This is a genomic window from Neorhizobium sp. T7_12 (assembly GCF_002968535.1).
Taxonomy (GTDB): Bacteria; Pseudomonadota; Alphaproteobacteria; order Rhizobiales; family Rhizobiaceae; genus Neorhizobium; species Neorhizobium tomejilense.
The window spans coordinates 174254-198370 of the sequence record NZ_PVBK01000004.1 but is presented as its reverse complement, the minus strand read 5'-3'; the positions used below and the strand labels follow the sequence as shown (position 1 = coordinate 198370).

At 61.5% G+C, this 24117-nt stretch carries 18 protein-coding genes; 9 read left to right on the top strand and 9 right to left on the bottom strand.

Annotated elements, in window-relative coordinates:
• The first annotated feature begins 3 nt into the window (after nt 1–3).
• The 4 genes from C5J26_RS12495 (at nt 4) to C5J26_RS12480 (ending at nt 5096) form a co-directional block, all read left to right on the top strand.
• Nucleotides 4–1935 (top strand): DUF2207 domain-containing protein, encoded by a 1932-nt coding sequence (locus tag C5J26_RS12495; RefSeq protein WP_371681914.1) that lies wholly within the window; start codon nt 4–6, stop codon nt 1933–1935.
• 88 nt (nt 1936–2023) lie between these two features.
• On the top strand, nt 2024–4411 hold the full coding sequence (glyS, locus tag C5J26_RS12490; RefSeq protein ID WP_105402045.1) for a glycine--tRNA ligase subunit beta: 2388 nt from the start codon (nt 2024–2026) through the stop codon (nt 4409–4411).
• Nucleotides 4412–4459: 48 nt separating this feature from the next.
• Nucleotides 4460–4780 (top strand): type II toxin-antitoxin system RelE/ParE family toxin, encoded by a 321-nt coding sequence (locus tag C5J26_RS12485; protein ID WP_105402044.1) that lies wholly within the window; start codon nt 4460–4462, stop codon nt 4778–4780.
• 1 nt (nt 4781) lies between these two features.
• Nucleotides 4782–5096 carry a DNA-binding protein gene (locus C5J26_RS12480; RefSeq protein WP_105402043.1) on the top strand — a complete coding sequence of 105 codons (315 nt, stop codon included), beginning with the start codon at nt 4782–4784 and terminating at the stop codon, nt 5094–5096.
• Nucleotides 5097–5162: 66 nt separating this feature from the next.
• Here the strand turns inward: C5J26_RS12480 and C5J26_RS12475 are convergent, their stop codons facing one another.
• The 5 genes from C5J26_RS12475 to C5J26_RS12455 form a co-directional block, all read right to left on the bottom strand.
• On the bottom strand, nt 5163–7016 hold the full coding sequence (locus C5J26_RS12475; RefSeq protein WP_105402042.1) for a methyl-accepting chemotaxis protein: 1854 nt from the start codon (nt 7014–7016) through the stop codon (nt 5163–5165).
• A 401-nt stretch (nt 7017–7417) separates the two neighbouring features.
• Complete coding sequence (locus C5J26_RS12470) at nt 7418–9271, bottom strand: methyl-accepting chemotaxis protein (RefSeq protein WP_105402041.1); 1854 nt, start codon at nt 9269–9271, stop codon at nt 7418–7420.
• A 280-nt stretch (nt 9272–9551) separates the two neighbouring features.
• Nucleotides 9552–10070: a plant virulence effector HPE1-like domain-containing protein gene (locus C5J26_RS12465; RefSeq protein ID WP_105402040.1), complete on the bottom strand. Its 519-nt coding sequence runs from the start codon at nt 10068–10070 to the stop codon at nt 9552–9554.
• A 101-nt stretch (nt 10071–10171) separates the two neighbouring features.
• Nucleotides 10172–11443, bottom strand: a complete 1272-nt coding sequence (gene purD / locus C5J26_RS12460; RefSeq protein WP_105402039.1) for a phosphoribosylamine--glycine ligase — start codon at nt 11441–11443, stop codon at nt 10172–10174.
• A gap of 145 nt (nt 11444–11588) precedes the next feature.
• Nucleotides 11589–11798: a hypothetical protein gene (locus tag C5J26_RS12455; RefSeq protein WP_105402038.1), complete on the bottom strand. Its 210-nt coding sequence runs from the start codon at nt 11796–11798 to the stop codon at nt 11589–11591.
• Nucleotides 11799–12024: 226 nt separating this feature from the next.
• On the opposite strand from C5J26_RS12455, the gene C5J26_RS12450 reads away from it, so the two are divergent.
• The 4 genes from C5J26_RS12450 to ubiA all read left to right on the top strand — a co-directional run bounded on the left by C5J26_RS12450 (nt 12025) and on the right by ubiA (nt 17709).
• Entirely contained in the window at nt 12025–14322 is a 2298-nt protein-coding gene (locus C5J26_RS12450) for a Tex family protein (protein ID WP_105402037.1), read from the top strand.
• A 170-nt stretch (nt 14323–14492) separates the two neighbouring features.
• A complete protein-coding gene (locus C5J26_RS12445) occupies nt 14493–15749 on the top strand; it encodes a cyclopropane-fatty-acyl-phospholipid synthase family protein (RefSeq protein WP_105402036.1) in 1257 nt (418 codons plus the stop codon).
• Nucleotides 15750–15849: 100 nt separating this feature from the next.
• Complete coding sequence (locus C5J26_RS12440; RefSeq protein WP_105402035.1) at nt 15850–16659, top strand: MipA/OmpV family protein; 810 nt, start codon at nt 15850–15852, stop codon at nt 16657–16659.
• 99 nt (nt 16660–16758) lie between these two features.
• Entirely contained in the window at nt 16759–17709 is a 951-nt protein-coding gene (ubiA, locus tag C5J26_RS12435; RefSeq protein ID WP_105402034.1) for a 4-hydroxybenzoate octaprenyltransferase, read from the top strand.
• A gap of 80 nt (nt 17710–17789) precedes the next feature.
• Here the strand turns inward: ubiA and C5J26_RS12430 are convergent, their stop codons facing one another.
• A complete protein-coding gene (locus C5J26_RS12430) occupies nt 17790–18356 on the bottom strand; it encodes a DUF6101 family protein (RefSeq protein ID WP_105402033.1) in 567 nt (188 codons plus the stop codon).
• Nucleotides 18357–18660: 304 nt separating this feature from the next.
• On the opposite strand from C5J26_RS12430, the gene C5J26_RS12425 reads away from it, so the two are divergent.
• Entirely contained in the window at nt 18661–21252 is a 2592-nt protein-coding gene (locus C5J26_RS12425; protein ID WP_172745841.1) for a DUF1217 domain-containing protein, read from the top strand.
• 16 nt (nt 21253–21268) lie between these two features.
• Here the strand turns inward: C5J26_RS12425 and C5J26_RS12420 are convergent, their stop codons facing one another.
• Genes C5J26_RS12420 through C5J26_RS12410 form a run of 3 tightly spaced genes read right to left on the bottom strand, consistent with a single transcriptional unit; the run spans nt 21269 to nt 24096 of the window.
• The gene (locus C5J26_RS12420; RefSeq protein ID WP_105402031.1) at nt 21269–21649 is read right to left on the bottom strand and encodes a winged helix-turn-helix domain-containing protein; all 381 of its coding nucleotides are present in this window, start codon (nt 21647–21649) and stop codon (nt 21269–21271) included.
• Nucleotides 21646–23091 carry an FAD-binding oxidoreductase gene (locus C5J26_RS12415; protein WP_105402030.1) on the bottom strand — a complete coding sequence of 482 codons (1446 nt, stop codon included), beginning with the start codon at nt 23089–23091 and terminating at the stop codon, nt 21646–21648. Before C5J26_RS12415 ends, C5J26_RS12420 begins: the two co-directional genes overlap by 4 nt.
• Nucleotides 23092–23118: 27 nt before the next feature.
• Nucleotides 23119–24096, bottom strand: a complete 978-nt coding sequence (locus C5J26_RS12410) for an L-threonylcarbamoyladenylate synthase (RefSeq protein WP_105402029.1) — start codon at nt 24094–24096, stop codon at nt 23119–23121.
• Nucleotides 24097–24117: the final 21 nt, after the last annotated feature.

The following is a 24117-nucleotide window of genomic DNA, read 5'->3' as shown; positions in this document are numbered from 1 at the left end:
GTCGTGATGCGGTGGTTCTCCGGCCTTGGCCTGGCGTTGCTCTTCTCGCTGCCGGCGGCGCTGCCCGCCGCCGCGGAAGAATATATCCGCTCCTATCATTCCGACATCCAGGTCGCGGAAAACGGCGACCTGACGGTTGCCGAAACGATCATCGCCAATTCCGAAGGCGACAGGATCAAGCGCGGCCTGTTCCGAGACTTCCCGCTGACCATGACGGATGCGGCCGACCGCACGGTGCGCGTCGGTTTCGAGGTCGTTTCCGTCACCCGCGACGGCCAGCCCGAACCGTTCCATACGGAAAGTGTTACCGGCGGCATCCGCATCTATTCCGGCGACAAGGACGTCTTCCTCCGGGATGGCGAACACACCTTCGTCTTCACCTACAAGACCGACCGTCAGATCCGTTATTTCGACGACCACGACGAGCTTTATTGGAACGCGACCGGCAATGGCTGGGAATTCCGTATCGCCCAGGCCTCGGCGCGGGTGACACTGCCGGGCAGCGCGCGGATAAACCAGACCGCCGCCTATACCGGCCCGCTCGGCTCCACCGCTCGCAATGCTCGCATGCAGGCGAACGGCAATCAGGCAGTGTTCTCGACCACGAGGCCGCTCGGCGCGCAGGAGGGGCTGACGATCGTCGCGGGCTTTCCCAAGGGGATTGTAGCTCCTCCCTCCCGGGATCAGGAAAGCGCGTGGTGGTGGCGCGACAATATCGGGACGATCATCTCGATCGTCGGCCTTGTCCTCGTCGTCGGTTATTATGCCGCGTTCTGGGTCCGCGTCGGTCGCGATCCGGATCGAGGCGTCGTCGTGCCGCGCTGGGATGCGCCGGAGGGGCTGTCGCCGGCCCTCGTCAACTACATCGACAACAAGGGCTTTTCCGGCGGCGGCTGGACGGCGTTTGCCGCAAGCGCGCTCGATCTGGCGGTCAAGGGTTATGTGACGCTGGAGGATCTCGCGGAAAAGATCGTCATCCGGCGCACCGACAAGGCCGTGCCGAGGACGGTGCCGATCGGCCAGGCCTCGATCCTCGGTTCCATCGGGACCAAGGGGCAGGAACTGATTATCGACGAGGCGCACGGCACCACTGTCCAGTCGGTCGGCGCGAGCTTCCGCCAGGCGATCGAGAAGGAACATCGCGGCAAATATTACAACGGCAACAGGGGTTACGTGATCGGCGGCGTCCTGTTGAGCGTGCTTTCCATCGTCGCTTTGCTGGTGTTCGGCAATCTCGAACCGGACATGATCGCCATGCTGATCATCCCCGCGTTTTTCGCCGTGGTCTTCGGTTTCCTTGCTGTTGGTTTCGGCAAGGGCTTCCGCCGCGGTTCGTCGCTGTTTTCGAAAATCATCTCGGTCGTTATCCTCGGCGTCATCGGCCTCGTTGCGATCTCGATCGGCTCGGCCATCCTCGTGGCGGTCCTGTCGGAGATGACCGGCAACGAGCACTGGCCGATCCTCGTTTCGGTCGGCGGCATCGTGCTCGCCAACGTAATCTTCTTCTTCCTGATAGGCGCCCCGACACCGCTCGGCCGCAAGCTGATGGATGGTATAGAGGGCCTGCGCATCTACCTGACGCTCGCCGAAAAGGACCGCATGAACACGGCCGGCGCCCCCACCATGTCGCCGCAGCATTTCGAAAAGCTGCTGCCCTATGCGGTGGCGCTCGGCGTCGAAAAGCCGTGGAGCAACACATTCGAGACCTGGCTTGCAAGCGCCGCGGCAGGTGCTGCCGCCGGCGCCTATGCGCCCGGCTGGTATAGCGGAAATTACGGCTCCAACTTCGGCGACCGTATCGGCGGCTTCTCCTCCTCGATGGCATCCACCATCGCCTCGACCATCCCCGCCCCAAAATCCTCGTCCTCCTCCTCCGGCTTTTCCGGCGGTTCGTCCGGCGGCGGGGGAGGTGGCGGCGGCGGAGGCGGCTGGTAAACACTTTCCCCAATCCGGCTGGTGACTTTTGGCGGCGGGCTTGCTAAGGCCACGCCCTGTTGAACAATCATCAAAAAGTTGATTATCGATGCCCGATCTGCTTCTCGAACTCCGCTCGGAGGAAATTCCCGCCCGCATGCAGCGCAAGGCGGCGGGAGACCTGAAAAAGCTCGTCACCGACGCGCTGGTGGAAGCGGGCCTGACCTATGAGGGTGCACGCGAATACTGGACGCCGCGCCGCCTGACGCTGGATATCCGCGGCCTGACGGCCCGCTCCGCAGATCAGCGCGAGGAGCGCAAGGGTCCGCGCACCGATGCGCCGGAAGGTGCCATCGCCGGCTTTTTGCGCGGTGCGGGTCTTTCTTCGATTTCCGAGGCCCAGGTCGTCAACGACCCGAAGAAGGGCGATTTCTACGTCGCCGTCATCTCCAAGCCCGGCCGTCCGGCGGAAGAAATCATCGCCGAGGTAATGCCCGGCATCATCCGCAATTTCCCCTGGCCGAAATCGATGCGCTGGGGCGCCGCTTCCATGCCGAAGGGCGCACGCTTTGCCGGCATCGACGGCAAGGGTCCGGAGAGTCTCCGTTGGGTGCGCCCGCTGCAGTCCATCGTCTGCGTCTTCGGCCCGGAACATGACGAGACCCAGGTCATCCCCTTTGAGATCGACGGCCTGACCGCCGGCAACATCACCTACGGCCACCGTTTCCACGCGCCTGACGCCGTTACCGTGCGCCGTTTCGACGACTACGTGACGAGCCTCGAAAAGGCGAAGGTCATGCTCGATGCCGACCGCCGCAAGGACGTCATCCTGCACGACGCCCGCGACCTCGCCTTCGCCAACGGCCTCGACCTGGTCGAGGACGAAGGCCTGCTGGAAGAGGTCTCCGGCCTCGTCGAATGGCCGCATGTGCTGATGGGCGAGTTCGAACAGGATTATCTCGAAATCCCCTCCGAAATCATCCGCCTGACCATCAAGACGAACCAGAAATGTTTCGTCACCCGCCCGCAGGCCGGCGGGGAAGGGCTCTCCAACCGCTTCATCCTGATCTCGAACATCGAGGCGAAGGACGGCGGCAAGGAAATCATGCACGGCAACGGCAAGGTCGTGCGCGCCCGTCTTTCCGACGCCAAGCATTTCTGGACCCGCGACCAGGGCGACATGCCCGATCTCGACACGCTGGAGGAGTCGGCGAAGAAATTCGACTTGGACCTCAAGAAGCCGCTCGACCAGCGCATGGCAAAGCTCGACGCGCTGAACGTGACGTTCCACGCCAAGCTCGGCACGCAGGGCGAACGCGTGGCGCGTATTCGGGCGCTGGCTCAGGAACTGGCGAAGGTGACGGGCGCCGATCCGGCGCTGGTAGATCGTGCCGCGGTACTGGCCAAGGCCGACCTGCGCACCGAAGCTGTCGGCGAATTTCCTGAACTGCAGGGCCTCATGGGGCGTAAATACGCGCTGCTACAGGGCGAGGACTCGAAGGTCGCCGCTGCCATTGAAGACCATTGGAAGCCGAATGGCCCGTCAGATCGCCTACCCGAGGACAAGGTTGGTCTGACGATCGCGCTTGCGGATAAGCTCGATACGCTGGTTGGCTTCTGGGCGATTGATGAGAAGCCGACTGGGTCGAAGGATCCGTATGCGCTGCGGCGTGCGGCGCTTGGGGTGGTGCGCGTTTTGCTGGAGCGGAATGTGCGGACTTCACTGATCAACCTAATCGAGACAATTCACTTGATTTACCTCGAACGATTTGAGGCGCTGCATGCGTTGAAATTTAAGAGCGAAACCGGAAGCTATAGAACAAAAGCGAGTTTGATGCTGAAAGAACCGGCATCTGTTGACGCATTCTGGTATATAGACAAAGAGGCTCTTACTCCCGGTAAAGATCTCTTCAAGGTTGAGGTAGATATATTTAACGAAGAAAAGGTTGCTCGATTCCTACCTGTTGAAGAAGTATCATATTCTCTTCTCTCCTTCTTCCACGACCGCCTCAAAGTCTATCTCCGCGACCAGGGCGCCCGCCACGACCTGATCGACGCCGTCCTGACGCCCGACTCCGACGACCTCCTGATGGCCGCCCGCCGCGTCGAGGCACTGACGGCGTTCATCACCTCGGAAGACGGCAGGAACCTGCTCGCCGGCACCAAGCGCGCCGTGCAGCTGCTTGCCGCGGAAGAGAAGAAGGGCACCGTCGTCGCCGATGGCGTTTCCGAGGAACTGTTGAGGCTCGATGCCGAAAAGGCGCTCTGGGCAGCGATCGTCGTCGCCTCGAAGGAAGCGGCCGAGGCCGTCGCCAAGGAAGACTTTCGCTCGGCCATGGAAGCCCTGTCGAAACTCCGTGCCCCGGTCGACAAGTTCTTCGAGGACGTGCTCGTCAACGACGAAGACGCCGCCATCCGCGCTAACCGCCTCGCCCTCCTGAAAGCCATCCGCGAAGCGACCGCGACCGTCGCGGACTTTTCCAAGATCAGCGGCTGAACGTCCGACGCTATTGGATGATGGTGACGCATATGTTACCATCATCCAATGAAGATCACCGAATACCTTGAACCAGATGGATCGAGCCCTTTCGGGCGGTGGTTTTCGAAGATCGAGTCCCCTGCGGCCTCGAAGGTGACGATTGCGCTGGCGCGGATCGGACAAGGCAACCTCTCGAACGTGAAGTCGGTCGGCGCCGGAGCGCTGGAATACCGGATCGACTATGGACCCGGCTACCGGATCTATTTCGGTCGGGACGGCGAGCAACTGGTGATCCTGTTGGTCGGCGGAACCAAACAGCGCCAGCAAAATGATATCGAGACCGCGCTTGGCTATTGGCAGAACTACAAATCCAGGAAGGGAAGCTGATATGGCCCTGACACGCGAATTCAAGGAAACGGTGAAGGCCCGGCTGGATCAGGATCCGGCATTTCGCGCCGCTTTGCTTTCGGATGCGGTCGAACTTCTTCTGGAAGGCGATCTCGAAACCGGTAAGAGCGTGCTGCGCGACTTCATCAACGCTACGATCGGTTTCGAGACATTGGCCGAAAAGGTCGATATGCCGGCCAAGAGCCTGATGCGAATGTTCGGGCCAAAAGGCAATCCGCGCGCCGATAATCTGTTCAATGTCATCCGGCAATTGCAGGAAAGCTCGGGCATCCACCTGGCAGTGGCCGCCGCCTGATCTTAACCCCAAAAAAACCGCCGGATCTTTCGACCCGGCGGTTCCCCGTCCCCCGACTAACTTTGGTCAGCTGGCCCGGCGCATCTTCTGTGCGACGCGGTTGAGGCCGCCGGCACCGGCATTGTAGCCGGTATTGTGGCCTGCACTGATGCGGAAGCTGCTGATCAGGCTGAGCAGTTCATCGGTATCGGCGGCAAGCGCTTCGGCCGAGGCGGTCGTTTCTTCCGCCATCGCCGCATTGTGCTGGGTGGCCGCGTCGAGCTGGTTCAGCGACGACGAGATCGAGCGCAGCGTGGTGTCCTGTTCGGAGGCCGAATGGGCGATCTTGCCGACGATGTCGCTCGCCGCCTTCACCTGGTTGGAGATCCGCTTCAGGGCTTCGCCGGCTTCGCCGACGAGGCGGACGCCGTTCTGCACCTGTCCGGAAGAACGCGAGATCTGATCCTTGATCTCTTTTGCCGCAGCGGCGGAGCGCTGGGCGAGTTCGCGGACTTCCTGGGCGACGACCGCAAAACCCTTGCCGGACTCGCCGGCGCGGGCTGCTTCGACGCCTGCATTGAGCGCCAGCAGGTTGGTCTGGAAGGCGATATCGTCGATGACGCCGATAATCTTGGAGATCTCGTCCGACGAATGTTCGATGCCGCCCATCGCGTCGATCGCCTGGGCGACGATCTGGTCGGAGCGGGTGGCCTCGGCGCTGACCGAGGTGACGCGCTGGGCCGCCTCGTGTGCGCCTTCGGCCGTCTGGCGAACGGCGACGGTGAGTTCGTCGAGAGCCGCGGACGTCTCTTCGAGATTGGCGGCCTGACGTTCGGTGCGTTGCGACAATTCGCTCGAGGCGCGGCGGATTTCTTCCTTCGAGCCGCCGATGTCGATGCCCTTGGCATTGACCTTGCTCATAGCCGCTTCGAGATGGGCGAGCGCCTCGTTGAAGTTGTGGCGCAGCGTCTCGTAACGCGGGCCGAGATCGCCGCAGCGGATCGTCAAGTCGCTTTGGGCGAGTGATTCCAGCGCTTCGCCGATGGTGGAGACCACCCGGGTCTGCAGCGCGGCTTCCTGCTGCTGGCCGTCGAGGTTCTGCTGGCGCTCGCGGTCGAGCTCCTGGCGCTGCTTTTCCTCGCGATCGGCCATGGCATGGCGTTCGCGGATCTTTTCCTGCAGCGCCTGAGTGGCCTTCGCCATCATGCCCACTTCGTTCGACATGTCCGTATGCGGGATGGCGATCGTGACGTTTTCGTCGGCGACCGCCTGAAGCGTGCCATGCACGGCGGCGAGAGGCTTGGTGATGCCGCGGATCACCACATAGGCAGCCGCAAGGGCGATTATCAAGGCGAGCGCGCCGATAGCGAGTGCGTCCAGCACCATTCCGCGAATCTGCGCCTGCAGGTCGTCGGTGTAGACGCCTGTCGCAATGACCATCTGCCAGGGTTCGAATGCCTTCGCATAGGAGCTCTTCGAAAAGTCGCCATCAGGCAGGCCGGGCTTGGTTGTGCTTATATAATCGACAATTCCGCCGCCGGATCTGCCAACGGAGACCATTTCGTCGCGGAACAGTTTTCCGGCAGAATCAGGTTTGCCCTTGCCGCTCTCGCCGACCTTCTTCGGATCGGGATGCATCAGCATCTTCACGTCGTAGTCATAGGCAAAGAGATAGCCGTCGGGCTGGAAGCTCATGGCGGAGACTGCGGCGAAGGCCTGCTTCTGGGCTTCTGCGCGCGTCAGCTCACCGGCCGCCTCACGCTGCTGGAACTTCTTTAGGATGCCGATACCTGACTCCACCTGGGTCCGCAGCATTCCATACCGCTCGGCATAGATAGCGCGCGTCGAGGTCTGGAGTTGGAAATAGGTCACGACAGCGAAGCCGGCGATCAGGGCCAGAACCAGCAGGACGAGCTGGTTTGAAATCCTCAGGTTTTTCATGTTCGTTCCATAAGTGATTGAGCTCGCCTCGAGCGACTTGGAAGAATGATTCTGAATGGAGAGGCGCTTCTGCGCGTGGAAATGTGCTGCATCGCACACCCGAGAGAATATGATGCAATATTTGAATAAAAATTTAACAAAAGCGAATTTCAGGGATGATATTTGGCAATCCAGAGAAATTATGCGTATGTTTTTCACGAGGAAGTACGTTTAAAGCTGTCGCCAATAAAAGAAATTTGAGCATCAAGGCTCAATAAGCCGAAGCGGTTTGGAAATAGTATTTAATGTCCATGCATTATATACTTGAGTTGAATTTTTACTGTGTGACTTATTATCTCTTATGATGCAGCCGCCGGATCTTTCGATCCGGCGGTTCCTCCGTCCCATGTATTGGATTGGCGTCAGCTGGCCCGGCGCATCTTCTGTGCGACGCGGTTGAGGCCGCCGGCACCGGCATTGTAGCCGGTATTGTGGCCTGCACTGATGCGGAAGCTGCTGATCAGGCTCAGCAGTTCATCGGTGTCGGCGGCAAGCGCCTCGGCCGAGGCGGTCGTTTCTTCCGCCATCGCCGCATTGTGCTGTGTCGCCGCGTCGAGCTGGTTCAGCGACGACGAGATCGAGCGCAGCGTGGTGTCCTGTTCGGAAGCCGAATGGGCGATCTTGCCGACGATGTCGCTCGCCGCCTTCACCTGGTTGGAAATCCGCTTCAGGGCTTCGCCGGCTTCGCCGACGAGGCGCACACCGTTCTGCACCTGTCCGGAAGAACGCGAGATCTGATCCTTGATCTCTTTTGCCGCAGCGGCGGAGCGCTGTGCGAGTTCGCGCACTTCCTGGGCGACGACCGCAAAACCCTTGCCGGATTCACCGGCGCGGGCCGCTTCGACACCGGCATTGAGGGCCAGCAGGTTGGTCTGGAAGGCGATGTCGTCGATGACGCCGATGATCTTGGAGATCTCGTCCGACGAATGTTCGATGCCGCCCATCGCGTCGATCGCCTGGGCGACGATCTGGTCGGAGCGGGTGGCCTCGGCGCTGACCGAAGTGACGCGCTGGGCGGCCTCGTGGGCACCTTCTGCCGTCTGGCGAACGGCGACGGTGAGTTCGTCGAGAGCCGCGGACGTCTCTTCGAGATTGGCGGCCTGGCGTTCGGTGCGTTGCGACAGTTCGCTCGAGGCGCGGCGGATTTCTTCCTTCGAGCCGCCGATGTCGATGCCCTTGGCATTGACCTTGCTCATCGCCGCTTCGAGATGGGCGAGCGCCTCGTTGAAGTTATGGCGCAGCGTCTCGTAACGCGCTCCGAGATCGCTGCAGCGGACGGTGAGGTCGCCTTGGGCAAGCGCTTCGAGCGCTTCGCCGATGGTGGAGACCACGCGGGTCTGGCTTGCGGCTTCCTGCTGCTGCATATCGACATTCTGCTGGCGCTCGCGGTCGAGCTCCGTTTTCTGTTTTTCCTCGCGATCGGCCATGGCGTGACGTTCGCGGATCTTTTCCTGCAGAGCCTGGGTGGCTTGCGCCATCATGCCCACTTCGTTCGACATGTCCGTATGCGGGATCGTCGCGGTGACATTTTCATCGGCGACGGCCTGCAGGGCCGTGTGCACGGCGGCCAGCGGCTTGGTGATGTTGCGGATGACGAGGACGGCGACGCCGAGTGCGAACAGGAAGGCGATGAAGCCGATGCCGACCACTTCCAGGATCGTCTTGTTGATCTTGGCGTCGAGGTCGTCGGTGTAAACGCCGGTGCCGACAATGAGCTGCCAAGGCTCGAAGGCGCGGGAATAGGCGGCCTTTTCGAAGACCTTGTCAGCCGGCATGCCAGGCTTTTCCCAGTAATAGGTGGTGACGCCGCCGCCGGCACGGCCCTTGGCTACCATCTCTTCGCGGAACAGGTTGCCCATCTTGTCCGGCTGACCCTTCTGGTTCACGCCGATCAGTTTGGAATTGAAGTGGAACTGCGTCACCGTCTCGTAGTTCAGGCCGAAGATGTAGCCGGCCGGCTCGTATTTGATCCCTGCCACGGTTGCGTAAGCCAATTTCTGCGCGTCCTCGCGCTTCAGCTCGCCCGACTTTTCCCGGTCGTAATAGGATTGCAGGATGGAAATGCCCGATTCCACCTGGGTGCGCAGCATTTCGTAGCGCTCGGCATAGATGGAGGCGATCGACGTGCGGATCTGATAGTAGGTGACGGCGGTAAAAGCCACCATGAGCACTGCCACCATGGTCAATAACTGGTGGGAAATCTTGAGATTTTTCATGTTTCGACTCACTTTCAGGCAGCCGAACTCTCCCGGAGGAGCCGGAGCGGGGGGCGAAGTTTTTGGGGAAGCGCATCCTGCGCCGATCACGTGCTTACATCGCACTATGACGCGAGAGTGATCTCGAACATTTGAATAAAAATTTAATTATCGGGGTCTTGACAGCCCCGAACGCAAATATTTTGGGCAGGTCGGATTTGATGATGCACAATTTGCGCGCATGCCGTGAAACGGCGTTCCAGAAGCACTTTCTGCTATGTAAATATAATGATTTTCTAACTTAGAACCGGTTGGTGCGCAACTCGAACATGTCGAGGGCCAGCGGCTTCGGCGCGAGCGAAGCCTCGGCAATTCCGACCGACGCGTCGCCGATTGTCTTCACAGCACTGGTCATGGCGGCGGTATCGATGCCGTCACTCGGTGCTTCGGCGGCGACGATCTGCGTCTGGGTCGAGCCGTTGGTCGTCGGGTGAAGCTCGGCAATGGCCTTTTCCTCGGCCATCCATTTGGGCAGCTTGCTGACATGGACCACCGGCGAGCCGCCGAGCCAGGCTTCGGTGCGCGCCAGCTTCTTCTCACCGTTGATCTCGATGACTTCCGTCTTCTGGGTGCCTGCCGGCAGATCAGGAACCTTGTAGGCTGCCTCGTCCGATGTCGGCGCCATGGTGACGGGGCAGTTTGCGCAGGTCTTGGTGACGATACTGACGCCTGGTTGATGTGCGCTGTTGATCACCGTGATCGACGACGCGAAAGCGGAACCGCTTGCAAACACCAGAGCTGTAGCCAGAACGAGACGCATGACCGGGAATCCTTCTTGAGGTCCCCAATGTTTACCGCCGCTTCGTTTCTATCCCGTCTGGATAATCGGTAAATTTTGAATGAACTTGGCGTTTCCGGCACTCAGCTCTTTTCGCGCGCCACTGCCTGCCAGCCGATATCGCGGCGGCAGAAGCCGTTTTCCCATTCGACCTGGTCCACGAGCCTGTAGGCGCGCGCCTGCGCGTCCGCGACGGTCCCGGCGGTCGCCGTAACGTTCAGGACGCGGCCACCGGTTGCGACAAGTTTGCCGTCCCTGAGAGCCGTCCCGGCGTGAAAAATCTTCCCACCGGCAGCATCCTCCGGCAGGTGGGCGATCGGGGTGTCCTTGTCGTAGGCGCCCGGATAACCCTTGGAGGCCATCACCACGGTCAGCGCCACGTCGTCGCTCCACTCGGCGGAAACCTGGTCGAGCGTTTCGGTCGCTGCCGCATGCAGCAGGTCGAGCAGGTCGCTCTTCAGCCGCATCATCAGCACCTGGCATTCGGGATCGCCGAAGCGGACATTGTATTCGATCAGTTCCGGACCCTTGGCGGTGATCATCAGGCCCGCGAAGAACACCCCGCTAAACGGATGCCCGCTTTCCGCCATGCCGCGGATCGTCGGCTCGATGATCTCATTCATGGTGCGCGCCACCATGTCCGGCGTCATCACGGGAGCGGGCGAATAGGCGCCCATGCCGCCGGTATTCGGGCCGGTATCGCCGTCTCCGACCCGCTTGTGGTCCTGGGCCGTCGCCAGCGCCAGCGCCGTCTGGCCGTCGGACAGGCAGAAGAAGCTTGCCTCCTCGCCGTCCAGATAGGCTTCCACCACCACTTCGGCACCGGCCGACCCGAAGGCGCCGTCGAAGCAGTCGTCGATTGCAGCAAGCGCCTCGTCGAGCACCATGGCGACGGTGACGCCCTTGCCGGCGGCAAGCCCGTCTGCCTTCACGACGATCGGCGCGCCCTGTTCGCGCACATAGGCCTTGGCCTCGGCCGCGTCGGTGAAGCGGCAATAGGCGCCGGTCGGGATATCGTAGCGGGCGCACAGGTCCTTGGTGAAACCCTTCGAGCCTTCGAGTTGGGCGGCGGCCGCGGAAGGACCGAAGGTCGCAATGCCCTTGGCGCGGAGATGATCCGCAAGCCCGGCCACGAGCGGCGCTTCCGGCCCCACGACGACGAGGTCGATTGCGTTGTCGAGGCAGAAGGCCGCCACGGCGGCATGATCGTCGATGTCGAGCGATACGAGTTCGGCATGATCGGCGATGCCGGGATTGCCGGGGGCGGCGTAGAGTTTGCCGAGTTTCGGAGACTGGGCGAGTTTCCAGGCGAGCGCGTGCTCGCGTCCACCCGAACCGATCAAGAGAACCTTCATGTCCTGCCCTCGCCTGTGCTGAAAACCTTGGCCTTGCGCGGCGGTTAAGGGGAGGGGAGGCAAAGGTCAAGGGCCAAGGCTTAGGTGGCCTCCCATCTTGTGGCCATCATGGCGTTTCGATGGGAGGCCTTGCGTTCGATAAAGGTCAGAATTCACCGCGCCGATTTTTGGCGCCACGTCGGATGTCCAGTGTCGTCTGGAAGATCACCCTGTTCCTATACGCGAGGAAAGGTACCGGTTCGTTCCGAAGGGACGCATCGTTCAGCTTCTGTTCGAGATAGGAAATGGCAGCCTCAAGCTCTTCACTGGCGACCGCCGTATCAAATGCCAGAATCCTGGCGGCGTTTTTGGGCATTCGTCTCTCCATTCGGCCACATCATGCGGCGGGATGGGTTTTAATTGCCTCTCGCCGGAGGTGAGAGTGCGTTCTTGTTTTCCACAGGGCCTTGGTTAGTGATCTGTCACCGCCTGTTTCGTTCCGGCACGGGTCGCTACAAGCAAATTGTGGAACCGGCATTCGCCACGTTGCCTTGCCACAAACTTCGACTATGGTCGCGCCTCCCATTTGAACGAGGACGCCCATGGCCGCCGATCTCCGTTTCCTTGCCGCCGCGATTGCCGCGGAAATCAATGCCCGCCCCGAACAGGCCGCCGCCGCGATCGGGCTGATCGACGAAGGCGCCACCGTGCCGTTCATTGCGCGCTACCGTAAGGAAGTGACCGGCGGGCTGGACGATACGCAGCTCCGCAACCTGTCTGAACGGCTGGTCTATCTGCGCGAGCTCGAAGCACGCCGTTCCACCATCGTCGATTCGATCAATACGCAGGGCAAGATGACCGACGAGCTTGCCGCAAAGATCGGCAAGGCAACGACCAAGGCCGAGCTCGAGGACCTTTATCTCCCCTACAAGCCGAAGCGCCGCACCCGCGCCGAGATTGCTCGCGAACGTGGCCTCGGACCCTTGGCCGAAGCGATCTGGGCCGACCGCAGCGCCGATCCGGCGGTATTGGCGCAAGCCTATGTCAAGGACGAGGTCGCCGACGTGAAGGGTGCGCTCGAAGGCGCCCGCGATATCGTCGCCGAGACGTTCTCCGAAAATGCCGACCTGCTCGGCCGGCTGCGCCAGCATATGCGGGCTGGTGCGACGCTGAAGGCCAGGGTGGTCGACGGCAAGCAGGAGGCCGGCGCCAAGTTCTCCGATTATTTCGATCATTCAGAGCGCTGGGCGACCGCTCCCGGCCACCGCGCGCTTGCCATGCTGCGCGGCTGGAACGAGGAGTTCCTGACACTGACGATCGAAGTCGACCAGGACGATCCGTCGCCGGTAAAACCCGCCCAGCGTATCATCGCGCTCGCCTTCGATATCCGCGACCGTGGGGCCGCCGACCGTTGGCTGATGGAAGCCGCCGGCTGGACCTGGCGTGTCAAGCTCTCGGTCTCGCTGTCACTCGACCTGATGCGCGAATTGCGCGAGCGCGCCGAGGAGGAGGCGATCCACGTGTTCGCCCGCAACCTCAAGGACCTGCTGCTGGCCGCACCCGCCGGCTCGCGCACCACGATGGGCCTCGATCCGGGCATCCGCACCGGCGTCAAGGTGGCGATCGTCGATGCCACCGGCAAGCTGCTGGAGACCACCACCGTCTACCCGTTCCCCCCGAAGAACGACATCCGCGGCACCCAGGCCGAGCTCGCCTCGCTGGTCCGCAAACACAATGTCGAGCTGATCGCCATCGGCAACGGCACCGGCAGCCGCGAGACGGAAAAGCTGGTCGCCGACATGCTGTTGAACCTGCCTGGGCAGAAGCCGACCAAGGTCATCGTCTCGGAAGCCGGCGCTTCGGTCTATTCGGCGTCGGAAACCGCCGCTCTCGAATTCCCCGGCCTCGACGTGTCGTTGCGCGGCGCCGTTTCCATCGCCCGTCGTCTGCAGGATCCGCTGGCGGAACTCGTCAAGATCGAGCCGAAATCGATTGGTGTCGGCCAGTACCAGCACGATGTCGACCAGGGAAAACTCTCCCGCTCGCTGGATGCGGTGGTCGAAGACGCGGTGAATGCTGTTGGCGTCGATTTGAACATGGCCTCTGCACCGCTGCTCGCCCGCGTCTCCGGCCTCAGCCGCTCGATCGCCGAGGCGATCGTCGCCCATCGCGACCAGAACGGCGCTTTTTCGAGCCGCAAGGACCTCCTGAAGGTCGCCCGTCTCGGAAACCGTACCTTCGAACAGGCGGCAGGCTTCCTGCGCATTCCGAACGGCAAGGAGCCGCTGGATTCGTCCGCCGTCCATCCGGAAGCCTATGGCGTCGCCAAGAAGATCGTCGCCGCCTGCGGCCGTGACCTCCGCTCGCTGATGGGCGACAGCGCAGCGCTCAAGGCGCTCGACCCGAAGCGGTTCATCGACGAGACCTTCGGCCTGCCGACCGTCAAGGATATCATCGCCGAACTGGAAAAGCCCGGCCGCGACCCGCGCCCAAGCTTCAAGACCGCCACCTTTGCCGAGGGCGTGGACGAGATCACCGACCTGAAGCCGGGCATGATGCTCGAAGGCACCGTCACCAATGTCGCCGCTTTCGGCGCTTTCGTGGATATCGGCGTGCACCAGGACGGGCTGGTCCATGTCTCGCAGCTGGCCGACCGTTTCATCAAGGATCCGCATGAAGTGGTAAAGGCCGGGGACGTGGTCAAAGTCCGCGTCGTCGAGGTCGATGTGAAGCGCAAGAGGATAGCGCTGACCATGCGCAAGGACAGCGGCGAGGCGGCACCCGCTCCGCGCGGTGACCGTGACGTCCGGCCGGTTAACCCGAAAATGATGAAAACTGAAAAACCTTCATCGCAGGGCGCTTTTGGTGCAGCACTCGCAGAAGCTTTAAAACGCAAGTAAATTTCACGGGCTTCCGGAAAATCTCAATCACAACGTGCGGGCCGTCAGCCAGGGGTTTGACGGCCTGTTTTTTTATGTCATTTTCATGGCTGCAATGTGCTTGAAAGTCGCACAGAAACGACTAGATTTTGGATTAGTAAGGCATCCTTAGTATTATTGGAGGTGGGTCCGTGGCCTCGTCCCTTCACAATCTTCTCAGCAAAATCATCAAGACTGGAACTTTGATCGTACGCGGTTCGGCCGGCGAGCAGCGTTATGGCGACGGCGGTGGGCGGTCCGTTTCGATACGCTTTATCGATGAAGCCGCCGAACGCGAACTGGTGGCCGATCCTCCCTTGAAGCTCGGCGAACTTTACATGGACGGCCGTCTCGTCATCGATGACGGCGACATCTACGAGTTCCTGGCGCTTATCAAGGACAACACCCTCAGCGAAGGCCTGACCTTCGGGATGATCTGGCGCGGCATCGCCCGCGTGCTGGTTTCCCAGTTTCGCAATCGCGTGCCGATCAACCACAATCGGCGCAACGTCGCCCATCATTACGATCTCAACGAAAAGCTGTTTTCGCTCTTCCTCGACGAGGACTGGCAATATTCCTGCGCCTATTTCAATCCGCCGGGGATTTCGCTCGACGAGGCGCAGATCGCCAAGAAGCGCCACATCGTCGCCAAGCTGCTTGCCGAGCCGGGCCAGAAGGCGCTGGAAATCGGCTCCGGCTGGGGCGGCATGGCAATGTATCTGTCGGAATCCTCCGGCGTCGACGTGACCGGCATCACGCTCTCGACCCAGCAGCTCAAGATTTCCCGCCAACGGGCGGCTAAGCGCGGTCTTGCCAACAGCGTCCGCTTCGAGTTGCAGGACTATTATTACTTAGCCCCGGACAAGCGTTATGACCGCATCGTTTCCGTCGGCATGTTCGAGCATGTGGGCCGGCTGAACTATCAAAAGTTCTTCGACAAGGTGAACGACGTGCTCGCCGATGACGGCGTCATGGTGCTGCATTCGATCGGCCAGCCCTATCCGGCCCTGATCAACAATCCCTGGATCGAGAAATACATCTTCCCGGGCGGTTACATTCCGGCGATCTCGGAAGTGATTCCGGCGGTCGAGAAGGCCGGCCTGCTCGTCTCCGACATCGAAGTCCTGCCGATGCATTATGCCCATACGCTGCGCCACTGGCGCGAGCGGTTCATCGCCAACAAGGACAAGGCGGCGGCGCTTTACGACGATCGTTTCGTGCGGATGTGGGAGTTCTATCTGGCCGGTTCGGAAATGGCCTTCACCCACGAAAGCTTCTTCATCTTCCAGATGCAGATCGTCAAGAAACGCACGGCCGTTCCCGACAACCGCAATTACATCTACGAGCGCGAGGCGGAGCTCAAGGCCTTCGAAGAAAGCCGCATCCCGCTCGACAAGGTTGCCGTCTGAACTTCCGCTTGGTTAACAAGCTGGCAATGGAAATGCGATAATAGAACAGAAATCCCCAGTGGGGTCTCTGTTCTGTTTTGCGTTTTCAGGATCCATTGCCATGTCCCTGCCTCTTCGGGCTGCCCTTTTCATTTCTGTCTTTTCGATCGTTTCTCCCGGCAGCGCCGCGGCCCAGGAAGGCTTCTGGTCCGGCGACTGGTACCTGACGCTCGGCGGCGCCGGTTTCGTCGCGCCGAAATTCGAGGGTGACAACGGCCGCAGCCTGCAGTTCTCGCCGATCATCTCGCTCGGCCGCCAGAACAGTAAACAGGCACGTTTCTCCTCCCGCAACGACAGCATCTCGTTCGCGCTGATCGACCAGGGTTCGATCCGCGCCGGCGTGGCGGCCAAGTTGATCATGCCGCGTGACGGCGATACCTCCGACGACCTGAAGGGCCTGAAGGAGGTCAAGCTCGGCGGCGAACTCGGCGGCTTCGTCGATATCTATCCGACCGACTGGATCCGCGCCCGGGCCGAAATCCGCCAGGGCATCCGCAGCCATGACGGCGTCGTCGCCGATGTCTCCGTCGACGCTTTCACGGATCTCCAGCCCGACCTCAGGCTTTCCGGCGGTCCGCGGGCGACCTGGGCAAGCAACGGCTACAACGACGCCTATTACAAGGTCACCCCGAGCGAGTCCGCGGCATCGGGCCTCTCCGCCTACGACCCGGGCAGCGGCCTGCATTCGGTGGGCGTCGGTGCGGCGTTGACCTGGAAGGCGACCGAACAGCTCGAGCTCACCTCGTTTGCCGAATACAAGCGGCTGACGGGCGATGTCGCCGACAGCAGCCTGGTGCGCGAGCGGGGTTCCAAGAACCAGCTGATGTTCGGCGTTTCGGCAAGCTACAAATTCGGCTTCTCGCTTCCCTGAGGCGCGGCTCTTCCGCGCCGGAAGGCGTAGCTCTTCCACGCTTGTGAGGCGACAAAGCGCCGGCTTGACCGTAACGTTCGGCCGGCGCTAGAACCGGCCATGACGAACGCCGACGATTTCAGCGGCCGCGTGGCCGACGCTCCATCCGACAACTGGGTCTACCGCGTTCTGCCGCGGCCGGCCTGGCCCTATGCGCAGCTTGCAAGGTGGGACCGGCCGATCGGCTGGCAGCTTCTGATGTGGCCGTGTTTCTGGTCGGCAGCACTGGCGGCGAACGCTGCCCAAGAGGAGGGCGCGTTTTCCCTCGGCCTCCTGCTTTTCCACCTCGTGCTGTTCTTCTTGGGCTCGGTCGCCATGCGCGGCGCCGGCTGTACCTATAACGATCTGGTCGACCATGACATCGACATGGAAGTGGCGCGCACCCGCTCGCGGCCGCTACCCTCCGGCCGCGTCTCGCGCTTCGAGGCCAAGGTCTTCATCGCCGTGCAGGCGTTGGTCGGTCTGCTCGTCCTTGTCCAGTTCAACGCTTTCACCATCCTGCTCGGCATCCTGTCCCTGGCAGTGGTGGCGATCTATCCGTTCGCCAAGCGGTTTACCGACTGGCCGCAATTTTTCCTGGGCCTCGCCTTTTCCTGGGGGGCGCTGATGGGCTGGGCCGCGACGTTCGGCAGTCTGTCATTTGCCGCCATCTGGCTCTACCTTGCCGCCATTGCCTGGACGATCGGATACGACACGATCTATGCCCATCAGGACAAGGAGGATGACGAGCTGATCGGGGTACGCTCGACCGCGCGTCTGTTCGGCGACAATACCAAGCCCTGGCTGATCGGCCTTTACGGCCTGACGCTCGTCTTCCTGCTGCTCGCTTTCGGATCGGCCGGCGTCGGTTTCCTGGCCTATCTCGGCCTTTCCGCCGCGGCGGTGATGTTCGGCTGGCAGGTTCTGGTCCTCGATATCGACAATGCCGACCAGTGCCTAAGGCTTTTCAAGTCGAACAACCGGGTCGGCGCGATCCTGTTTGCCGGCCTCCTCCTGTCGCTCGCCCTTTAATGGAAAAAGCCCGATCGCTTGAGGATCGGGCTCTCTCCCACCCTATCGCGCGGGCGGTGGACAAAGGGACAAGCAAAGCCCTACCGACGCGCGATAATCTCCTTGCCTTCGATCTTCATCGTCACACCGAGGCTGCCGGTGGTGCGGCGGACCAGGAAGCGCGGACGTCGGGCCGCGAAATAGGAATGACGGCGGCGCTGCCTGACGGCACTGGTGCGCACGTCGCCGATATGGTTTTCCAGCGGCCGGGCGATGCCGTCGGCTTCCACCATCAGCATCGGAATGCGATAGGCGTCCGACCAGCTCCGCCAGTCGGCGGCGATGTCGCAGAGGTCGTGGGCGACGAGCAGCGGAATGCACAGATCCGGATCGTCGTGATGCAGTTCGAGCGTGACCGTCACTTCGCCGTCGCCGTGGTCTATGGCGCGGGCCGCAACCCCTTTGAAGGCACGGGCAGGCAATGCGAAGGAGAGCGGCAGGCCGCTTGCGGGAAGGATCTTACGCAGCACAGCGCCGCGTTCGTCGATGGTGATGGAGACATCTCCTGATGTCTCGCGCAGCGCATAGGTAACCTGCTGCGGGAAACGAGACGGATCGAGCCTGAATGTCGACCCTGCCCAAACGGGCTTCAGAACAGTGTTGGTCATCGATATGCTACCCTTGTTTTACCTGAGAGCCGTTGCCGGTTTCTCTACGGGACTTTTGTCCTCTGATAGCCAAAGCATAGGGCGGGCCATGTTCGAGACTGCTTAAAAATAGCGGTTAAAGAAGCCTTGCCTGCCTGGATGGTTAGCGAAAGGGCACGCTTTTGGGTTTCCGGAAGGTGAATCGCGGTATTCCTGTTCAGGCCTGGGACAATCCCGGCGTGACGCCGAAACGCCCAGAAAAGCCCCGGGCAAGGCTAGGTCGCAATGATTGCGGCAGCATCATTCCGACTCGTGGGGCCTTTCCGTGGTATCGACCTATCTCACCTTCGATCTCGTCAATCGCGACATGCAGAAAAGCCTGAAGACGATTGCTGGGCAGACGATGGTCGTCAGCGACACGAAATACTACCAGGAAAATATCGGCAAGATAAAAACGGTCGACGAGTTCCTCGACAACTACCGTCTCTATTCCTATGCGATGCAGGCGCATGGCCTGGACGACATGATCTACGCCAAGGCGTTCATGAAGCAGGTGCTCGAAAGCGATCTCAGCGACGACAACAGCTTTGCGAACCGCCTGACCGACGATCGATATCAGAATATCGCCGCAGCCTTCAATTTCGGCGTTTCCAACGGAGAGGGGGCCGCCGCCCAGTCCAATGGGCAGATGGAGGAGCTCTTCGATACCTATGACCAGACGATTGCCGCCCAGAACGATGTGTTCGAGGACGACACCCGTTATTTCAAGGCGATGCTGGGCGATACCGGCAATATCACCAACGTCGATCAGCTGCTGGCCAATCCGAGGCTCCGCGATTACCTGTTCACCGCCTATGGCATCGATACGAAATACTACAATTACAATGCGATCCGCGGCGTGCTGGTTAGCGATCCGGCCGACCCGACCAGCTTCTACAACACCGCCTACGGCAACACTCTCGACCAGCATAATGCGATGAAAACCGAGGACAGCGAGCTTGCCGAGCGGCTGAGCCTCAGTACCGGCATTCCCGCTCTGCAGGACTCGCTCGCGCTTGGCCAGCAGAGGAAAACCGATCTCGAAACACAGATCGCCGCCAAGCAGGCTGAATTGCCCGGCAGCAGCGATCCCGCGGCGGTCCAATCCCAGATCGACGCTATGCAGGTGGAATTGACAAAAACGGTAGAGGCGATCCAGAGGGACCAGGACACTCTTGCCACATCGCAGACGCGTTACACCGAGCTGGATGGCAGGCTGGTGCCGATGGCCCAAACGGCCGAGCGGCGCGCCGAACTAGCAAAGCTCATCGCCGCCGGGGCGTCCGACGCGCCTTATCTCGGCTTGATGAAATCGCTTGCCGAGGATTTCAACTTCAACGCGGACGGCTCGGTGCCGGCAGGCGGCGCGGTCACTCCCGAAAAGCTGCTGGAGATCGTCGGCGGCTTCTTCAACAAGCAGACCCGTATCACGCATGCCGAGGCGATGTTCAACCAGGAGCTCTTCGAGCAGGAGCTCAAGACGGCGGACAATGTCAGCGACTTCATCGACGACCCGCGACTTCTCAAATATATCAGGGTCGCCTTCAATCTAGACAAGGCCACGGTCGTAAAGTCGACGATCGAGCAGATCCTGACGAGCGACCTCTCCGATCCGGACAGCTACGCTAATCGGTTCGGCGCGACCAATCCGGAATATCTCGACCTGGCGAAGGCCTTCAATTTCAATACCGACGGTACCGTCGTCGCCGGCCAGGCCCAGGACGAATTGCAGACCAGCTCCACCCGCAGCAACTATATGAGCCGGTGGGACGACAAGCAGGAAGCGGATCTCGACAAGACCATCAAGTTCTACAAGCTCAGGCTTTTTGAGGTGAAGACGCTTGACGACTTCCTGCACAAGGACGCCCAGGACTCCTTCGACTTTGCTCTTGAGGCAGTGGGCCTCGACCCGACGACTGCTTCGAAATTGACGATCAAAAGCGCCCTGAAAAGCGACCTTTCCGATCCGAACAGTTATATCTACAAGCTGAAGGACGAACGTTTTATCTCGCTTGCGAAGCTTTTCAATTTCGACAGCAAGGGCGGCGTCACGCGGCAGGTGCTGCTCCAGTCAAATGCCACGATCACCAATGTCGCAAAGGACTATATCCTGCGCCAAAGCCGGTTCATGGAAGGCGACGAACTCAAGGCGGCCAGGGAAAAAGCCCAGACGGAGGCGAAATATTATACCGCCGCGATGCAGCGTATCGGCAGCCGCGACGAGCTGCTCGCCGACCGCAAGACGCTCGACATCCTGCTGATCTCCAAGGGGATAGATCCTTCCACGGTCACCAACGACTTCTTGAAGGAGGCTTTCAACTCGGATCCTGCCGATCCCGAGAGCTTCGTCAATACCCAGACGGACAAGCGGTTTGCGCAGATCGTCGGCACCTTCAACTTCGATTCCAAGGGCGACATCGACCGCAGCTCGGCCGGCGAGGCCCAGAACGGCGGCGAAGTTGTCGCGACCCAGGACCTTTACGTCCGCCAGATGCTCGAAACCCAGCAGGGCGAGGAAAATCCGGGTGTCCGCCTCGCGCTTTATTTCGAGCGCATGTCCGACAGCATCACCGATCCTTACGTGATCCTCGGCGACGAAGCGCTGATGGAGTTCTTCCGCATCACCTTCAGCCTACCCCCGGAAATCGGCAATATGGATGTCGATCAGCAGGCCAAGATAGTGGAGAAGAAGCTCGATCTCGAAGACCTTTCCGATCCGGAAAAGGTGAGGAAATTGGTGCAGCGTTTCACGATCATGTACGATCTGGAGAACAGCGTGAACACGGCATCGGCGGTGAGCATCCTGAGTGGCGGCGGCGGCTCGGCGGGCATCAGCTCGGATACGCTGTGGGCATTGTCCCAGATCAGGATGAGCTGAGAGCGAACCGGTCCCCTCAGGTGTCGTCGCTCTTGCCGGTCGTCTCAAAGTGCGGATCGGCGTTCGATTCGAGCCAGTCGAGGTCCGCGCGCATGGCGTCGCGGCTTGCCTTTTCCATCCGCCGGTAGCGGGACAGCAGTTCCTGGCCGAATTCGGTCAGGCCCGCACCCCCACCGCTTTTCCCCCCATGGCGGGTAAAGATCGCTGGCTCCTTGAACATCCGGTTGATTTCGTCTCCGAGCAGCCATGCCCGCCGGTAGGACATGCCGATCGAGGCGCCAGCCGCGCGGATCGAGCCGTGTTCGGCGATCAGTTCCAGAAGCTGCGCCTTGCCCGGACCGAGCCGCACGCCGTTGTCGAGGTCGATTCGTATAGTGGTCTTCGACGGTTGGCTCATGGAATGATCACGACCTTGCCGGGGTTCATGATGCCGGCCGGGTCGAACGCCTGCTTGATGCGCCGCATCAGGTCCATCTCGATCGGCGAGCGGATATGGGCAAGCTCGTCGCGCTTCAATTGACCGATGCCGTGTTCAGCCGAAATCGACCCGCCGGCGGCGAGCACGATGCCGTGGACGATCGCGTTGATTTCCCGCCAGCGGCCGATGAAGGCTGCCTTGTCGGCGGCCATGTCGGCGCTGATCGGCTGCGAGATGTTGTAATGGATGTTGCCGTCGCCGAGATGGCCGAAGGCGCAGACCCGGGCGCCCGGCATCGCCGCCAGCACCGCCTGCTCGGCCTCTGCCATGAAGCTCGGGATTTTCGAGACGGGCACCGACACGTCGTGCTTGATCGAGCCGCCCTCAGGCTTCTGGGCGTCGGACATGCTTTCGCGCATGTGCCAGAGCGCCTTCTGCTGGGCGACGGAGGAGGCGATCACGGCGTCGCGGATGAGGCTTGCTTCAAAACCCTGTTCGAGCAGCGACTGCACCATGGAACTGGCCGTCTCGGCGGAATCCGAAGTCGAGATGTCGATCAGCGCGTACCATGGATGCGGCTCGGAGAGCGGATCGCGCACGCCCTCTATATGCCGGACCACGAATTCGATGCCGATGCGCGGCATCAGTTCGAAACCGGTCAGCGCCGTGCCGCAGAGGTTCGAGGCTCGCTCGAAGAGTTTTAACGCGTCTGCTGGCGAGTTGAGGCCGGCAAGTGCCACCTGGTGCCCGACCGGCTGCGGGAAAAGTTTCAGCACCGCGCCGGTGATGATGCCGAGCGTGCCTTCCGCGCCGATGAAGAGGTCGCGCAGGTCGTAGCCGGTATTGTCCTTCTTGAGCCGCCGCAGGCCGTCCCAGATTTCACCTGTCGGCAGCACCACTTCGAGCCCGAGGCAGAGCTGGCGGGTATTGCCGTAGGCGAGCACGGCGGTGCCGCCGGCATTGGTGGAGAGGTTGCCGCCGATGCGGCAGGAGCCTTCCGAGCCGAGCGACAGCGGAAACAGCCGGTCGACCGCTTCCGCCGCCTTCTGCACGTCGGCAAGGATGGCGCCGCCGTCGGCGACCAGCACGTTTGCGACCGGATCGACGTCGCGGATGCGGTTCATCCGTTCGAGCGAGACGATCAGGTCGCTGCCGCCGGTACGCGGGGTCTGCCCCCCGACGAGGCCGGTATTGCCGGTCTGGGGCACGATCGGCGTGCCGGTTTCGCTCGCAAGCTTCAGGATCGCCGACACTTCCTCGACCGAGCCCGGCTTCAGGAGCATCGGCGAAGAACCTTTGTAGAGCCCGCGGCCCTCGACGAGATGCGGCGCAAGATCGTTGGCGTCGCGCAGGACGTGGTTCTCACCGACGATCGCCGCGAAGCGGTCGAGAAGCTCTGGGTTCGGCCCTGAAATGTCCATCGGCGTCTCCTCCTCTTTAGCCCCGGCTTATTCCCGCGGGGCGGCCGCCCTCGCCAGCCGGTCGTTGATCGCCTCGCCGAGCCCATGGTCGGGAATGGGCGTGACGGCGATGCTGGAGGCGCCGGTGGCGTCGGCGCGCTTCAGGTAATCGAACAGATTTGCCGCCGCTTGCGCAAGGTCACCGGACGGGCTCAGGTCAAAAACCGCCGCGGCGAGTTCCATTCCCTTCACTGGAGCGGAGCCGAGCCGGATCAACGCCTCGCCGGCCTCGACATGGTCGGCGTTGAGCCTCACCGCTGCACCCGGCGCATAATGAGAGGCCAGCATGCCGGGAGCCTCGATGATCGTCACCGGTCCCTCAGGCCGGATCACCGCAAGACCGGTTGCCTTCTCGATCTCTTCCGCGGCTACCCCGCCCGGTCTCAGCAGCCGGATCACGCCGTTCTCGACGCGAACGATGGTCGATTCGACACCGACCGGAGCCGCACCGCCGTCGATGATCAACGCCAGCTTCTCGCCCAGGTCGTCGGCCACGTGGCGCGCGCTGGTCGGGCTCACCTTGCCGGACGTATTGGCGCTGGGGGCCGCGAGTGGCTTTCCGAAGGCGCGGATGAGCTCGGAAGCAAAGCCCTTGGGAAGCCGGATGCCGACCATATCGAGCCCGGCCGTCGCCAGTGCATGGATGCCGCTTTCGGGCTTCAGGGGAAGGATCAGGGTAAGGGGCCCAGGCCAGAAGGCTTCGGCAAGCTTTCGCGAGATCGGATCGAAGTCGGCATAGCGCTCGGCCATGTCGAGATCCGACATGTGGCAGATCAGCGGGTTGAAGCGCGGCCGGCCCTTGGTCTCGTAGATGCGGGTGATGGCGGCGGGATTGGTGGCGTCGGCTGCAAGTCCGTAGACCGTCTCGGTCGGGATCGCCACGGGAAGGCCGTCCGCAAGGATGGTGCAGGCTTGGGCAAGTGCGCCGTCGTGATCCCGGGTGATGTCGATGATTTGAGCCGTCATATCCGCCCGTCAATAACGCGG

Excerpts from the sequence above, each read along its gene's own strand:
- glyS (WP_105402045.1), top strand. The coding sequence starts at position 2,024 with ATGCCCGATCTGCTTCTCGAACTCCGCTCGGAGGAAATTCCCGCCCGC.
- C5J26_RS12485 (WP_105402044.1), top strand. The coding sequence starts at position 4,460 with ATGAAGATCACCGAATACCTTGAACCAGATGGATCGAGCCCTTTCGGG.
- C5J26_RS12480 (WP_105402043.1), top strand. The coding sequence starts at position 4,782 with ATGGCCCTGACACGCGAATTCAAGGAAACGGTGAAGGCCCGGCTGGAT.
- C5J26_RS12475 (WP_105402042.1), bottom strand. The coding sequence starts at position 7,016 with ATGAAAAACCTGAGGATTTCAAACCAGCTCGTCCTGCTGGTTCTGGCC.
- C5J26_RS12470 (WP_105402041.1), bottom strand. The coding sequence starts at position 9,271 with ATGAAAAATCTCAAGATTTCCCACCAGTTATTGACCATGGTGGCAGTG.
- C5J26_RS12465 (WP_105402040.1), bottom strand. The coding sequence starts at position 10,070 with ATGCGTCTCGTTCTGGCTACAGCTCTGGTGTTTGCAAGCGGTTCCGCT.
- purD (WP_105402039.1), bottom strand. The coding sequence starts at position 11,443 with ATGAAGGTTCTCTTGATCGGTTCGGGTGGACGCGAGCACGCGCTCGCC.
- C5J26_RS12455 (WP_105402038.1), bottom strand. The coding sequence starts at position 11,798 with ATGCCCAAAAACGCCGCCAGGATTCTGGCATTTGATACGGCGGTCGCC.
- C5J26_RS12450 (WP_105402037.1), top strand. The coding sequence starts at position 12,025 with ATGGCCGCCGATCTCCGTTTCCTTGCCGCCGCGATTGCCGCGGAAATC.
- C5J26_RS12440 (WP_105402035.1), top strand. The coding sequence starts at position 15,850 with ATGTCCCTGCCTCTTCGGGCTGCCCTTTTCATTTCTGTCTTTTCGATC.
- ubiA (WP_105402034.1), top strand. The coding sequence starts at position 16,759 with ATGACGAACGCCGACGATTTCAGCGGCCGCGTGGCCGACGCTCCATCC.
- C5J26_RS12430 (WP_105402033.1), bottom strand. The coding sequence starts at position 18,356 with ATGACCAACACTGTTCTGAAGCCCGTTTGGGCAGGGTCGACATTCAGG.
- C5J26_RS12420 (WP_105402031.1), bottom strand. The coding sequence starts at position 21,649 with ATGAGCCAACCGTCGAAGACCACTATACGAATCGACCTCGACAACGGC.
- C5J26_RS12415 (WP_105402030.1), bottom strand. The coding sequence starts at position 23,091 with ATGGACATTTCAGGGCCGAACCCAGAGCTTCTCGACCGCTTCGCGGCG.
- C5J26_RS12410 (WP_105402029.1), bottom strand. The coding sequence starts at position 24,096 with ATGACGGCTCAAATCATCGACATCACCCGGGATCACGACGGCGCACTT.